Here is a 13,619-nt window from a genome sequence, read left to right as displayed (position 1 = left end):
CCTCACGAGGCACCTACCAGTCGGCCGGCGATGATGACGGCGGCTACTTCCAGGTCCGGCGTGAACACGACTGCGTCACCGTCGGCAGCACCGGGGATATGGCTGCCTTTCTGGGGGTAGCGGCCGAGGACTCTCGCCGGTGTTGCGGTCGCCATGGTGAGAATGTCCGGCACGGAAGTGTCTGTACGCTTCCGCATTTCGGCGACACAACCAGCCAGCGTGGTGGTGCTTCCGCACAGGCTGTGGCCGTCGAGGGTGGTGGCATAGCCGTCGTGAACTACGCCGGTCGTCGCGCCGACCCGGAACTGGGAACCGCGCGGCAGGCCGGTGGCGGCGGTGGCGTCGGATACCAAGCACAGCCGGTCCGCGCCGAGGCAGCGGTGGGCGATCGTGAGTAGTTCGCGTGGAAGGTGGTGCCCGTCGGCGATGATCTCGGCTGTCAGGCCATCGGAAGCCAGCGATGCCTCCAGCAGCCCCGGAACCCGATGCGCGGCAGGGCGGGTCAGGGTGGACTGGCCGCTCCACAGGTGCGACAAATGGCTGAGACCAGCCGATTTCGCGGCGTCGAGTTGAGCGGAGGTCGCGGCACTGTGCCCGGCGGCGACTACCACGCCCTGCCGGACGAGGTAGGTGATCACCTGTTGGGCACCGGGCAGCTCGGGTGCCAGGGTCACCATCCGCAGTGCGGGCGGTATCGGTGTCAGTTCCTCGAGCAGTTCGCGCGGCTCGCGCAGATGGTTGCGATCGTGAGCGCCGCGCTGCTCGCCAGCCAGGCAGGGGCCCTCCAAGTGGACACCGGCGAGGTTGAGAGCCTCTGGCCCACCGGCCAGTTCGTGGGCGGTAGCGAGCGCTGCTCGGGCCGCTGCCGGGCTGGTGCTGGCGATGGTTGCCAGCGCGGTCGTGGTTCCGGCGGCCAAATGGGCGCGCAAGATGGCCGCCCAGGAGTCCGGTTCGGCGTCCGCAAAGTCGTGTCCTGCGCTGCCGTGCAGGTGTAGATCGACCAGACCTGGGCTGATCCAGCCTCCAGCTGCGTCGACGAGCCTCGGTTGGTGAGCGCATTTTGCCGCAACCACATGACCGCGGCAGACCGCGACGCGCGCCCGATCCATGTCGGAGCTGCTGACCGATCGGCCGGAATGTATTACGACACAGCCTGGTTCGATGTCGTTGCCGGTCATGCGCTCACGCTCGCGGCAGTGGTCGACAGTGTGCATGCGCAGCGAGTGCCGTGTGAGCCGCCGGGCAGGTGCCGGTCGTAACTTCCTCCATCCCACAGGAACCGGGTTCCGTCGAAGTCGAGAGGATCGTCGATCGCGGTCGCGACCACGTGATCGAGCGCTCCGTCGAGTGCGCGAGACAGGCCGACTCGGCGGACCAGGCCGAGTGCGTGGAGCCGTTCGGCGTGCACGTTCTGCTCCACCTCACGGACCTGGCGAGGGATCGCGATGGCATTGACACCGGTGGCGAGGACTTCGCCGAGCATGTTGGCGCCGGCGGCACCGACGAACAGATCGGCCGCCTTCATCCACGGCATCAGGTCTGGCTCGTAGGTGCGCACTGCGACACCGGAGTCGTGTTTCCATAGCTGGCGCAGGGCGCGTCGGTCGGCGGGTTCGAGGTACGGTCCGGTGACCAGGACCGCTCGGTCGAAGCGGGAACGGTTGCGGTTCAACGCAGTCGACAGTGACCGCCATAGTTCGCCGGCGCCCTGCCCTCCGCCCATGGCCGCGACGATGAGACGTTCGTCCGGGGTCACGCCGAGCCGGGCGCGGCACTCGAGCCTGGGTTCTTTGTACGGTTCGGCGAGATAGCCTGTGTAGTGCAACCTTTCACTCATCGATCCCGGAAGCCCGTAATAGTCGGCGAGGTCGAAGACAGCCGGGTCGCAGTGGACGTTGAATTGGCAGTAGTTGTCGGCCAGCCATGGTCCGCGTCCGTGGTCGCCGAAGTACTTGCGCATGGTCTTGTCCCGGTCGAACAGCACACCGCGCAGGGTCAGCACCGCATGCTGGGCATAGCGCCCCTCCAGTGAGGGGACGAGTTCGTCGTCGGCGCCACGCGGGATGTGGTCGCTCATCAGCACTTCGGGGCGGAAGCACCGTAGGAACACGGTGATCAGGTCTGAGCGGACGCGGTGCAGTTCGGCTTCGGAGATGGCCAGGCGGGGTCGCAGATGCCAGCCGTCCGGGTCGTCGCGGTTGGTGAAGGAGGGGATTTTCACCAGATCCACGTCGGCCGGGAGCAGATCCAGCCCGTGATAGGCACCGGTGATGCCGGCGATCGAATACGGGTCAGAGGACCGCAGCAGGTAGCGGGCGACCTTGACGGTGCTGGCCGTGTGGCCCAGGGACCGGCCGTTGTGCCAGTACAGGGCGACGGTGCGAGGCTGAGATGTCATGGGGATCGTTCCTTCCTCACCGAATTTCGCTGGTCGGCGTGGGGCTTGTGCGGCGTGCGCTGGCGGGGACGGGATCGTCGTCGAGCGCGGCGCGGAACTGCCGCAGGTCCCATCTCGGGTCGACCTGGATGCGCGGCAACTGATTCGGGTCCAGGCCGGTGGCCTGGCGTTCTCGGGTGGCCAGCGCGAGCGGGTACACCTGCGCCACTGCGGCACGGACACGGGCGTCGTGGGCGCCATAGGGGTAGGCGAATATTCGTGGTGTGACGCCGAGGCGCTCGGTGAGGGTTTCTGCGTCGCCGTGGATCTGCCAGTGCAGGGCGGTGTCGGTGAGTGTGGTCAGGCGGGGGTGGGTATAGCTGTGTGCGGCGATTTCTCGTCCGGATTCCAGCCAGGCTGCCACGGCGGCTGTATCAGCGACCTCTTGGCTGGCGTGCGGCAGATGGAGGGGAAGGTCGTCGGTCAGGTAGCCGCCGCACACCGCCATGACAGCGGGCACCCCGTAGTGCTTCAACACGGGCAGCGCCGTGGTGAGAGTGTTGGTGTAGCCGTCGTCGAAGGTCACCAATACGGCGTTGTGCGGCAGTGGCTGCCCGTTCAGCAGCGCGTCGTGAACCTCGGAGCCGGTGACGAGCCGGTAGCCCCCGCCCGCCAGCAGGGCCATCTGCTCGGCGAATCGGCTGGGCGGCACCGCCATCGGGCTGTCGATGTCGTCGATCAGGTGGTACATCAAGATCTTCATCACCGATCACCCGCCGACAACGCCGCCGTCCTCTGGCCGTCGGAGTGATGCCGGCGATGCCATTCGAGCGTCTCGGCCAACCCGGCACGCAGGTCAATCGGCCGCACGGTCGGGAAGAGCGCCTGGAACCGGTCCGGGTCTGCGGGTGAATTCCTCACGTCACCCGCCCGAGGCGCTGTGTGCCGCACGGCGACGGGAGCCCCGAGCAGTTCGCTCACCATCGTGACCAGGTCGAGTACCGAAGTTGCCGATCCGAATCCGACGTTGACCGGATCGGATGTCACCCGCCGCGTGAGTGCGTCTTCGATAACGTCACAAACGACGTCGACGAAGGTGAAGTCCCGGCTCTGGTGCCCGTCGCCGTGCACGGTGAACTCCTGGCCGGTCAGCGCGGCGCGGCACAGTCGCGGCACCACCGCGGCGTACGGGTGATCGGCGCGCTGGCGCGGCCCGTACACGTTGAACAGCCGCAGCGGTAGCGCTGGCAGCTCGTAGGTCTGAGCGAACGCACGTACGTAGGCTTCCCCGGCCAGTTTGCTGGCGCCGTACGGACTGACCGGGAGCGGACAGCTGTGCTCGGTGCGGGGAACCTTCGGCTGTGATCCGTACACCGACGACGAGGATGCCGTGACCAGCAGTGAACACTCCGCTGCCCGCGCTGCTTGCAGAACATGAACGGTCCCAGTCACATTCGCGTGATGGGTTGCCACCGGATCCGACACCGACCGTGGAACCGACCCCAGTGCCGCCAGATGCACGATCGCATCGGCCCCGAATGTGGCGGCGTCGACGGCGTCGGGATCCAGAATGCTGCCGCGCCGAAAGTCCACGTGCGCCAGATCGTCGCCTAGCATCGCCGGGCTGCCGGTGGAACAGTCGTCGATGACGGTGACCTGGCCGATGGCCGCGTGGCGAACCAGCCTCGACACCACGGTGGACCCGATGAACCCGGCTCCGCCGGTGACGGTGACCCGCAGCCCGCTCACAGCTGCACCACGTGCTGCGCGCCGAGTCCCCGCAGGCGGCCACAGCAGTCCAGCACCGTTGCCGCACTGCTGACCAGGGCGGCGTAATCGAACGCCGGGTGCGCGGTCGCCAGCACCACCACATCCGCTGCAGCCGCTTCGTCCTCATTCGCGTCTACCAGCGCAATTCCGTCCAGGGCAACAGCTTCGAGATCCGACACCATCGGGTCAGCCGCCCGCACAGTCGCGCCTGACGCGTACAACAGTCGCGCAACCTCCCGCGCCGGCGATTCCCGAAGGTCTCCGGTACCCGGCTTGTAGGCCAACCCGAGCAGAAGGATCCGTGCACCGGCGACCGCGCGCCCGGCCTCGGCGAGCAATTGAGTCACACGTTCGGCGACGTATGCCGGGCGGGACCGGTTGATCCGGTCGGCCAGCTCGATCATTTCGCTGGGCTTTCCGGTCTTCTGCTGCCGCGCCCACCAGGCCAGGAACATCGGGTCGACCGGCACGCAATGTCCGCCGACGCCCGTTCCCGGCCGAAACGCCATGAAGCCGAACGGCTTCGTTGCGGCAGCGTCCATCGCGGCAGCGAAGTCGATGCCGGCGGCGTGCGCGATCTCGGCCAGCTCGTTGACCAGCCCGATGTTCACCGCTCTGAAGGTGTTCTCGATCGTTTTGGCCAACTCGGCCTCCTCACAACGGCCAACGGTCACCACCTCGGCGACCAGATCGGTGTAGAACCGCTCGGCCGCGCGTAAGGACCACTCATCCACCCCGGACACGAGCTTGGGAGTGTTGTCCAGGCGGTGATGCGGATTCCCCGGGTCGATCCGCTCCGGGCTGTAGCCGAGGTGGAAGTCGCTGCCCGCCGTGAGCCCGGACTGCTCTTCGAGTACCCGGCCGAGAACGGTCCGGGTCGTGCCCGGGTAGCTGGTCGACTCGAGAATCACGAGCGCGCCAGGCCGCAAGTACTTGCCGACCAACCGTCCCGCCGACTCGACATACGACAGATCCGGAACTCCGGCCGTCAGCGGCGTCGGCACCGCGATCACCGCAACGTCGAATCCGGCGAGGTCTTCGTGTCGCGCGGTCGGGTGGTAGCGATCCGCCGCCGACACAGCCGCGATCTGGTCATCGGACACGTCTTCGATCGGTGAAATCCATTCCCGCAGTAGCGCAATCCGACGCTCGTCGTGATCGAAGCCGATACAGCGGTATCCCGCCTGAGCAGCGCGAACCGACAGCGGAAGACCGACATAGCCTTGTCCGATCACAGCCAGCCGACCGCGCTGATCAGGGTTGGCGTGGTGGCCGCGATAGTCCGACAGGCCGTATTCATCGGCGTCTGCCTGTCGGCTGAGTGCATCCTCTGTCGTGGCATTGAAGTGCATGGAACCTCCTCGGTATCGGGCGGAAGAAGAGATCCGTCCCCGGAGTCGGGCCCGCTCGGCCCGGCGTTCGTGATAGCTACCGAGAGTTCCACCGGCACGTGTCGGTTCGTAAGCTGCGCGGCAACCCTTGCCGGGCATGGCGGGATGCCTTGCTGGGCAAGTCATTTCGCTACGGCCACGATCGAGCTACCGTCATAGGCATGGAACTGGGGCACACAGCGCCGGTCGCTGCAGTGGAGTGGGAACGCGAACGCATGCGCCGAGCGCTCGCCGAGCGCGACTTCCGGCGCGTCTTCCAGCTACTCGCCTCTGTCGGAGTTTCGCAGCGGCGCATCGGCCGACTCACGGGCCTGAGCTCTTCAGACCTCTACGAGATCCTGCACCGGGACCGCGTTCTCAGCGACATCAACGTGCTGCTGCGGGTCGTCGATGGCCTCGGAATCCCTCGGGGATACGCCGGCCTGGCCTATTCCGACTCGACGCGAACCCTGCTCGATATGGCCGCAGCCAGCTGCACGGCAAAGCCGTCCGAACAGGACGAAGTCCGTGATCTGCTCGCATACGCGTCCACGGTGGCCACCGGCACCGCCAGCGACGACCTTGCCCAGTGGTGGGAGCCCATCACGCAGTCGACCTCGCCTCCGTCGACGGTGTACCTCACGGACGTATCCGGCGTGCAGGGCTTTACTGCAGCGATGCGGAAACTCGACTACCGCTTCGGCGGCGGCTCGGTGCGTGACGCGGTGATCGCGCATGTCCGCTACGCCGAGGGCTTGCTCACCGCCGACTACACCGACGGTGTTGGGCCACAGCTGCATTCCGCAGTCGCTGACCTGCACAATCTCGCCGGCTGGACCAGCTTCGACATCGGAAACTTCCGGCAGGCCCGCCGCCACTTCCGGCGCGCCCTGAAACTTGGTCTGCAAGCCCAGGATTCGTCGCTGTTGTCGAACATCCTCTACCGCGCCGGGCGCTTGCACTTGCACCGCGGCATGCCGGACATCGCGCTGAAGTACTTTCAGCTGGGCCAGCTGACCGCACAGGACTCCGGATGCGGACTGACCGTCGCGATGCTCCACGTCAACGCGGCGTGGGCCCAGGCCATCCTCGGCAACCGAGCCCATATGCTCCAGTCCATCGGCCGAGCCGAGGACGAATTCGCCAGAGCCAACAGCGCTTCCGCCAACCCATGGGTCCGGTTCTTCGGCGAAGCCGACCTGCACGCCTCTACTGGGGTCGCACTCGCTTCCAATGCCGCCGCTACCTCCGCTGACCTGGCCGCGAGCATCGAGCACATCTCGGCGGCGGTACAGTTGCGAGGACCCGATATGACACGAAGCCAAGCCTTCGAACGAACCGCATTGGCGACCGCGTACCTGCGGCACGGAGACATCGACATGGGCATACAGATTGGGATGAAGGTCCTCGAGTCGGCCGCGGAGATCCGATCGGTTCGTGTCATCGACCGACTCGCCCCTCTGCGCAGAGCCGCCAGCACCCGCACAACCGGCGATCAACGCGAGCTCGTGCAGATGATCGACGCACTCGGCCCCGCGAACCCGACAGAAATCGAGCCATGACCCCCACATCATCGAGCGACACCCTGCTCGACAACAACCTGCAGCACATCCTGTACGAGGCATGTGGCGCAGCGGGATTCGATCCACATGGCGCCAGTCTCGTGAAGTACACCAACAATGCAGTCTTCCGACTTGCGCACGCCCCTGTTGTCGTCCGTATCGCGGGCCCTGCCACCGCAATTCGAGTACCCAAGGTCGTAGCCGTCGCCCGATGGTTGGCCGACCACGACATGCCCAGTGTGCGCTTGATCGACGAGATCCCTCAGCCCATCAACGTTAACGGGCGACCGGTAACGTTCTGGCACGCCGTGCCCGTGTCATCGCCGGCTCCGACACCGGGCGGTGCGGAACTGGGAGAAGTCTTGCGCCGTTTCCATGCACTTCCGGCTCCACTGTTCGATCTTCCGCGCTGGGATCCGCTGAACTCCATCCGGCAGCGTATCGGCGCTCAGAAGGTTCTGACGGACAGCGATCACGAGTTGCTGGCCGGCCGAGTCGACCACCTGGCCGACGAATTGGCCGCCGTCGAGTTCATTCTGCCGCAGGGGCCGATCCACGGAGACGCCTTCGTCGGAAACTTGATCGCCGGCCCGACCGGTGCAGTGATATGCGACTTCGACAGCGCCTCAATCGGTCCCCGAGAGTGGGACTTCACACCCGCTGCCGTCGGACAACTACGCTTCCGCTACAATCCCGACCACCACCGCCGACTCGCTGACACAATCGGGTACGACGTGACCAACTGGGCGGGCTTCGAGACACTGCGTGAGCTTCGCGAGCTGCAGCTCGTAACCAGCGTGCTGCCGACCCTCGACGAAAACCCGTCATTGCGGCCACAGTGGGCGGATCGCTTCCGCAGCTACATATGCCGTGACCTGACGGCCCGCTGGACACCGTATGCCTGAGTACAGACCCCGCTGGCGTGCGGGTTTCCGGTGCGGAACAACGCGATTCGGACCAGGTCTGCATGATCACTGTGAGCGACACCGATCGCGATGTCGGCGACTTCTCCGGCGAACGCTTCGCCGATACTGCGCCGGTCGACGAGCACGAACGGGTCGTCCATCGCTGTCTCGGCCTCGAAGTCGGCCAGCGCCCGCTCCAGCCGCGCCAAGCGCCGCGCGGCGGCGACCGCGCCGTCTCGGGCGGGTTGCGGCCGACGCTGGGCGCTTCGCGAACGGCCCGCACCAGTGAGATCGCCTGCCACATCATCCGCCAGGTCGGGTTGATTTGTTCGCTAATCAGTTCCCGCAGCTCGGTCCGTGCCGCCGACAGTGCGGACTGGTCACCGCAAGCGCGGGCGTCATCGAGGTCGCGCAGCGCCGGAACCCGACCTTCGACACGAAGGACCCGCGCTGGTCAACACGGTGCCTTCGGCATGGTAGCCGTTGCGGACAATCAGCCGGTGGCCGCTACCGTCGACCTGGCCGGCATGCTGGGCGATATGTGCGGCGACCTCGGCCTGCAGCGGCGCGGTCAGCATCCGCCGCGCGCCCTCGCAGACGATCTCGTCGATCGGCGAGAACGACTCGCCGCCCGCCACACCGTTCTGGATTGGAGCCAGCACAGCCGTCGATTACCTTGAGCATGGGACATACCCTCCCGCCCGGTGTTGGCGCGCCGAGACGATCGAAACCTGTTGTCTTTCAGATCATCCGGGAGGGTACTCCCTCCCGGTCATCCACAGGTTTTGATCATTCCTCGATCGGATGCCAGAGATGTCGGCGGTCTCGGATAGCCTGATCTACTGCCCAAATCAGGAAGGAGGCCCTGTGGCCGTGACCCACCAGCCACGAGCACGCTATGCGTTGTCGTTCACGAGTGGCGGCCTCTTGGTCCGTGAGGGCGAGGTGGTCGCGGAGGTATATCTGGCTTGCCGTTCCTGGGACAAGACTCGGACCCGGATCGTAGAGGGTAACCGGCTACAAGCACGTACGTCCTCATCGAGCACTCGTGTCACCCGCGAGACTGTTCAACGTCTGTCCGTGCTGAGCGACAGTGAGCTCGAGCTGCTCGTCGACGCAAGTCCCACCGAGCAGGGCCATCTCATGTGGGTTGCGGCCTGCCGTCGCTATGACTTCATCGGCGACTTCGCTGAAGAAGTTCTCCGCGAACGTTTCCTGCTGATGAGCCTCACCCTCAGCACCGAGGACTTCGACCGTTTCCTGACCGGCAAGAGCCTGTGGCACCCGGAACTCGACGAGCTGAAACCTTCGACCAGTCAGAAGCTCCGCCAGACCCTGTTCCGGATGCTCCACGAGGCAGGACTGCACACCACGAGTGGGGACATCATCCCTGCGGTGCTCTCCGCGCGTGTCGCCGAGGTACTCGGCCGCCGGACCCCTAGTGACCTCCGGTTCTTCCCGACCATGACGCCGATCAGCGAGTTCGACCACGAGGTGCAGCGATGAGGACCACCCAACGGGACCTCGTCAGCGACGAGAAGCACGTCTACGACGTGCTGCGCAGTGAGCGGTTCCTGAAGATGGAAGGCCTGTCCAAGGAAGTCCCTTTCTTCATCTACCACTTCCCGCCATCATGGGCACTCGACGTGGAAGACATGCGTGACCGTGTGCAGACGAAGCTGCAGAGCGACGAGGGGCGCAGTGTCGCGGAAATCAATCTCTACGACCTTGCCGTGGAGCTGTTGCGGGCCCGCGGTGTCTGGGAACGCGTCCTCGACCTTGAGCCAACGATGGACAAGTCGGAGTTCCGTGGGGTGTTGCAGGGCATGCTCGATCCGCACGACCACCTCGCACCCGCCATCCGGGCACGGCTCGATGAGGTGCCCAGCGACATGGTCTTCCTCACCGGCATCGGCGAGGTGTTTCCCTTCATCCGCACCCACACGGTGCTGGAGAACCTGCAAAGCGTCGTGGTCGGGCGTCCGATGCTCGTGTGGTTCCCGGGCATCTACGAGTTCACTCAGACTGCCGGTCACCAGCTGCGCGCACTGAATCTCGGTGCCAGCGACAGCTACTACCGGGCCAAGGACATTCTGGAGCAAGAAGTATGAGCGTGCGCACGATCAACGAGATCTTCGCCAAGCGGATCGACCGAGCGATCGAAGGTGTCATCAAGGCCGATGACACCTCCCAGCTCGCCACCGAGGTGGAGGAGTATGTCCTCACAAACGAGGCCGCCAAGGGCGTGGAACATGTGCTGGAGGCCTACACCAACTACACGAACGCCAACGGCGTATGGATCTCCGGCTTTTTCGGCTCCGGTAAGTCACACCTTTTGAAGATGCTCGCCCACCTGCTCGGTGATATCGACGGCCACGAGTATCCACGGGCGCGGATCTCGGAACAATTCCGGGCCAAGGCTGATGGCGCACTCCTGCCTGGCCTGATCGAGAAGGCCGACCGGATCGCGGCCAAGAGTCTTCTGTTCAACATCGACCAGAAGGCCACGCTGATCTCGAAGGACCAGAACGACGCGTTGCTCAAGGTTTTCGTGAAGGTCTTCGACGAGTCTCGCGGCTACTACGGCAATCAAGGGCATATCGCCCGTTTCGAACGCGACCTGGACTCCCGTGGTCAGTACGCCGAGTTCAAGGCTGCCTTCGAGCGCATCGCAGGGATTCCGTGGTCGCAGGGCCGCGAACAGGCGGCATTGGAAACGGGGAACATCGACAAGGCGTTCGCCGAGGTCAACGGCTCCGAGAGCCCCGGCATCATCCGCCAGTACAGCCAGACCTACCAGGTCTCGATCGAGGACTTCGCTGACGAGGTCGCCGCCTGGCTGGGCTGGCAGCCCGAGGGCTACCGACTGAACTTCTTCGTCGACGAGGTCGGCCAGTTCATCGGCACCAATACCCAGCTCATGCTGAACCTCCAGACCATCGCGGAGTCCCTTGCGACGAAGTGCGCGGGCCGCGCGTGGATCTTCGTCACCTCGCAGGAGGACATGGAGAAGGTCGGCGGAGACCGCACCAAGCAGCAGGCCAACGACTTCTCTAAGATCCAGGCACGCTTCAAGAACCGGCTCAAGCTCACCAGTCAGGATGTCGAAGAAGTCATCCGGAAGCGACTGCTCGCCAAGACGGCGTCCGCCACAGGTGAGATCGCGGCGATCTACAGCGCCGAACACGCGAACTTCAAGACGCTGTTCGACTTCGTCCAGGGACGTCACTACCCGAACTACCGGGATGAGTCCCACTTCGTAGGCACTTACCCATTCGTGAGCTACCAGTTCCCGCTGTTCCAGTCCGCGATCGAAGGCATCAGCGACCACAACATCTTCGAAGGCCGCAACAGCTCCGTCGGTGAGCGCTCCATGCTCGGCGTTGTTCAGCAGGTCGCCACCGAACTAGCCGACAAACCTTTGGGGACGCTCGCTTCCTTCGACCAGATGTTCGAGGGCATCCGCGCCTCGTTGAAGTCGGCAAACCAGCGGGCCATCAACGACGCAGAGCGCAGCCCCTCACTGCCTCCACTGGCCGTCCGGCTGCTGAAGGCCCTGTTCCTGGTCAAGTACGTGGACACCTTCAAAGCCACCGCTCGGAACCTCACCGTGCTCGTCTATGACCATTTCGGCACGGATCTCACCCACCTAGGCAAGGACGTCAACGCGGCCCTCAACGCGCTGGAGGCGCAGACCTATATCCAGCGCAACGGCGACCTGTACGACTATCTGACCAATGAAGAGCAGAAGATCGAGCAGGAGATCAAGAATGTCGACATCGACAACTCCGAGGTCTCCGGAAAGCTCAACAAGCTGCTCGCAGAGTCCGTGGTCAAGCTAACCAAGACCACCTACAAGAACGGGCAAAATTTCCCCTTCGGATACAAGCTCGACGGCACTTCGTATGGCAAGCAGTACGAGCTGTCACTCCACTTCACCAGCCCTGAAAGCGAGTTCAGCCTGGATCAGATCAAGGCCCACAGCGCCGGGTTGGACGAACTGCGCGTTGTTCTCCCGGCCGAGGCCAACCGTATCCTCGGCGACCTGCGCCTGCTGCTGAAGACGGAGAAGTATGTCAAGCGTGCCCAGGGGTCGAGTCGCACGGCGATCGAGCAGACGATCCTGCAAGCGAAGGGAACCCAGAACGCGGAACGGGAAAAGGAAATCGTCGAACGGTTGCGTACCGCGGTCGGCAACTCGACGCTGATCCACAACGCCGGCATCCTGGACGCCAGCTCGTCCGACGCGCAGGCCAGGATCAACGAGGGGTTCCAGCGGGTCATCGCCGCGACGTACAAGAATCTCGGGATGCTCGCCGGCAAGACCTTCAACGAGCAGAGCCTGGGCGGATTCGTGAACCCCGCAGGCGACGCCTTGTTCGAGGAGACAGCGAGCATCCTGAAGGTTCCCGGCGGAGATGTACTCGGTCACCTCGAGCTGCGCAGCAAGCGCCATGAGCAGGTCACCATGCGGCAACTCATCGATCGGTACACAGCGAAGCCGTTCGGCTGGGATCAGTGGTCTGTCGCCGCGGTGGTCGCATATCTTGCCGGGCAGTCGAAGATCGAGATCCAACTGAACGGGAAGGTCCTGGCCCGTACCGAGATCACCGGTGCGCTGCGGAACACACATAGCTATTCGGCCATGATCGTCGCGCCGCAGCGGGTGTTCGATCCCAAGATCGTGACCGCGTTCCGCAAGTTCGTCGTGGAGTTCACCGATGACGGAGGAATCACCAAAGACCCGTTGGAACTCGCGCGGGCCGGCAAAGAACGCTTGGAAGCCAAGCTCACCGAACTGAAGACCCTGCGTACAGCTTCACCGTTCGCGTTCATCGATCAGCTGGACGAGCCGACCCAGATGCTCGCCGAGCTGTGCGAACGCAAGGCGGACTGGTTCATCACCGACTTCAGTGACGCTGATGACCTGCTCGAAGCGAAGGGCAACGTGATCGACCCGATCAAGGCCTTCCTGAACGGCAGCCAACGCGGCATATTCGAAAATGCCATGGCATTCATGCAGGACAACCAGTCCAACATCGCCTACCTGCCTCCCGGCGCCACTGACGCCGTCGAATCCGCCCTGGAAGACCCCCAGATTTTCCGCGGCAACAAGACCCGGCAGCTCGGTGCCGCGGTGGAGATCCTGGAACGGCAGTTGCACACCTTGATCGACGCGGAACGTACCGCCGCCACCGTCAAGATCGACGACTACTGGCTTCAAGTGCCGCAAAGCAAGGCATACGCCGACGCAACCGAAACCGCCCAGCATTCGGTGACGAGCAAGACGCAGGCCGTGCTCGACCAGGTGCGGCAGGAGACACAGATCCCGGCTATCAGGAACCTCGCGGCTCACTTCGCCGACACGATCTACCCGGAGATCATCGACGAATTGGTAGCCGCCAAGCCCGCGCCCGATCCGAGTTTCAAACCGAACTCCCAGCCCGGCTCCGGCCCAGCCCCGAAGCCCGCTCCGGCGCCGGCCAAACAGACCGTGTCAATCAAGAAGCTGACACTGCCCGGCAACGGGCAGGTCCTCGAAACCGCGGACGACGTCGACGCCTACCTCGGCAGGCTCCGTGCTGCGCTGCTCGCCACGATCAACGACAACAAGCGCATCACGCTCTGAGGCGGA

The 13,619-nt window shown here is 64.6% G+C and carries 11 protein-coding genes and 1 pseudogene; 5 read left to right on the top strand and 7 right to left on the bottom strand.

All coding sequences use genetic code 11. The features are described from left to right. Positions 1 to 2: 2 nt before the first annotated feature. The 5 genes from EBN03_RS27880 to EBN03_RS27860 all read right to left on the bottom strand — a co-directional run bounded on the left by EBN03_RS27880 (position 3) and on the right by EBN03_RS27860 (position 5,382). A complete protein-coding gene (locus tag EBN03_RS27880; protein WP_158675755.1) occupies positions 3 to 1,109 on the bottom strand; it encodes an N-acetylglucosamine-6-phosphate deacetylase in 1,107 nt (368 codons plus the stop codon). A 65-nt stretch (positions 1,110 to 1,174) separates the two neighbouring features. After that, entirely contained in the window at positions 1,175 to 2,398 is a 1,224-nt protein-coding gene (locus EBN03_RS27875; protein WP_158675754.1) for a glycosyltransferase family protein, read from the bottom strand. 16 nt (positions 2,399 to 2,414) lie between these two features. Then, on the bottom strand, positions 2,415 to 3,140 hold the full coding sequence (locus EBN03_RS27870; RefSeq protein ID WP_122191123.1) for a polysaccharide deacetylase family protein: 726 nt from the start codon (positions 3,138 to 3,140) through the stop codon (positions 2,415 to 2,417). Next, entirely contained in the window at positions 3,140 to 4,126 is a 987-nt protein-coding gene (locus EBN03_RS27865; RefSeq protein WP_199742992.1) for an NAD-dependent epimerase/dehydratase family protein, read from the bottom strand. The genes EBN03_RS27870 and EBN03_RS27865 overlap by 1 nt, the downstream gene beginning before the upstream one ends. Next, complete coding sequence (locus EBN03_RS27860) at positions 4,123 to 5,382, bottom strand: nucleotide sugar dehydrogenase (RefSeq protein ID WP_233608692.1); 1,260 nt, start codon at positions 5,380 to 5,382, stop codon at positions 4,123 to 4,125. The genes EBN03_RS27865 and EBN03_RS27860 overlap by 4 nt, the downstream gene beginning before the upstream one ends. 317 nt (positions 5,383 to 5,699) lie before the next feature. Here EBN03_RS27860 and EBN03_RS27855 point away from each other — a divergent pair, with 317 nt between their 5' ends. After that, the gene (locus tag EBN03_RS27855; protein ID WP_199742991.1) at positions 5,700 to 7,079 is read left to right on the top strand and encodes a tetratricopeptide repeat protein; all 1,380 of its coding nucleotides are present in this window, start codon (positions 5,700 to 5,702) and stop codon (positions 7,077 to 7,079) included. Next, a complete protein-coding gene (locus EBN03_RS27850) occupies positions 7,076 to 7,984 on the top strand; it encodes a phosphotransferase enzyme family protein (protein ID WP_147471726.1) in 909 nt (302 codons plus the stop codon). Before EBN03_RS27855 ends, EBN03_RS27850 begins: the two co-directional genes overlap by 4 nt. On the opposite strand, the gene EBN03_RS35290 is transcribed toward EBN03_RS27850, so the two are convergent. Both EBN03_RS35290 and EBN03_RS35285 read right to left on the bottom strand, forming a co-directional pair. Next, entirely contained in the window at positions 7,939 to 8,286 is a 348-nt protein-coding gene (locus EBN03_RS35290; protein ID WP_122191120.1) for a hypothetical protein, read from the bottom strand. The two genes, EBN03_RS27850 and EBN03_RS35290, sit on opposite strands and share 46 nt — an antisense overlap. 141 nt (positions 8,287 to 8,427) lie before the next feature. Further along, positions 8,428 to 8,646 (bottom strand): annotated as a pseudogene (locus EBN03_RS35285) (IS256 family transposase); the annotation flags it as partial. Positions 8,647 to 8,788: 142 nt separating this feature from the next. Here EBN03_RS35285 and EBN03_RS27835 point away from each other — a divergent pair. The 3 genes from EBN03_RS27835 to brxC are packed head-to-tail and all read left to right on the top strand — an operon-like array spanning position 8,789 to position 13,613. Next, positions 8,789 to 9,490, top strand: coding sequence for a DUF1819 family protein (locus EBN03_RS27835; protein WP_325052104.1), 702 nt, complete (start codon positions 8,789 to 8,791; stop codon positions 9,488 to 9,490). After that, entirely contained in the window at positions 9,487 to 10,095 is a 609-nt protein-coding gene (locus EBN03_RS27830) for a DUF1788 domain-containing protein (RefSeq protein ID WP_122191118.1), read from the top strand. The genes EBN03_RS27835 and EBN03_RS27830 overlap by 4 nt, the downstream gene beginning before the upstream one ends. Then, positions 10,092 to 13,613 carry a BREX system P-loop protein BrxC gene (brxC, locus tag EBN03_RS27825; protein ID WP_122191117.1) on the top strand — a complete coding sequence of 1,174 codons (3,522 nt, stop codon included), beginning with the start codon at positions 10,092 to 10,094 and terminating at the stop codon, positions 13,611 to 13,613. Before EBN03_RS27830 ends, brxC begins: the two co-directional genes overlap by 4 nt. The last annotated feature ends 6 nt before the right edge of the window (positions 13,614 to 13,619 follow it).

It is taken from the genome of Nocardia stercoris (assembly GCF_003696265.1).
GTDB lineage: Bacteria > Actinomycetota > Actinomycetes > Mycobacteriales > Mycobacteriaceae > Nocardia > Nocardia stercoris.
This window is presented reverse-complemented; position numbering and strand designations above follow the sequence as displayed.

Bases quoted from the DNA above. Each gene is read 5' to 3' on its own strand.
- EBN03_RS27880 (WP_158675755.1), bottom strand. From the start codon at position 1,109: ATGGATCGGGCGCGCGTCGCGGTCTGCCGCGGTCATGTGGTTGCGGCA.
- EBN03_RS27875 (WP_158675754.1), bottom strand. From the start codon at position 2,398: ATGACATCTCAGCCTCGCACCGTCGCCCTGTACTGGCACAACGGCCGG.
- EBN03_RS27870 (WP_122191123.1), bottom strand. From the start codon at position 3,140: ATGAAGATCTTGATGTACCACCTGATCGACGACATCGACAGCCCGATG.
- EBN03_RS27855 (WP_199742991.1), top strand. From the start codon at position 5,700: ATGGAACTGGGGCACACAGCGCCGGTCGCTGCAGTGGAGTGGGAACGC.
- EBN03_RS27850 (WP_147471726.1), top strand. From the start codon at position 7,076: ATGACCCCCACATCATCGAGCGACACCCTGCTCGACAACAACCTGCAG.
- EBN03_RS27835 (WP_325052104.1), top strand. From the start codon at position 8,789: ATGCCAGAGATGTCGGCGGTCTCGGATAGCCTGATCTACTGCCCAAAT.
- EBN03_RS27830 (WP_122191118.1), top strand. From the start codon at position 9,487: ATGAGGACCACCCAACGGGACCTCGTCAGCGACGAGAAGCACGTCTAC.
- brxC (WP_122191117.1), top strand. From the start codon at position 10,092: ATGAGCGTGCGCACGATCAACGAGATCTTCGCCAAGCGGATCGACCGA.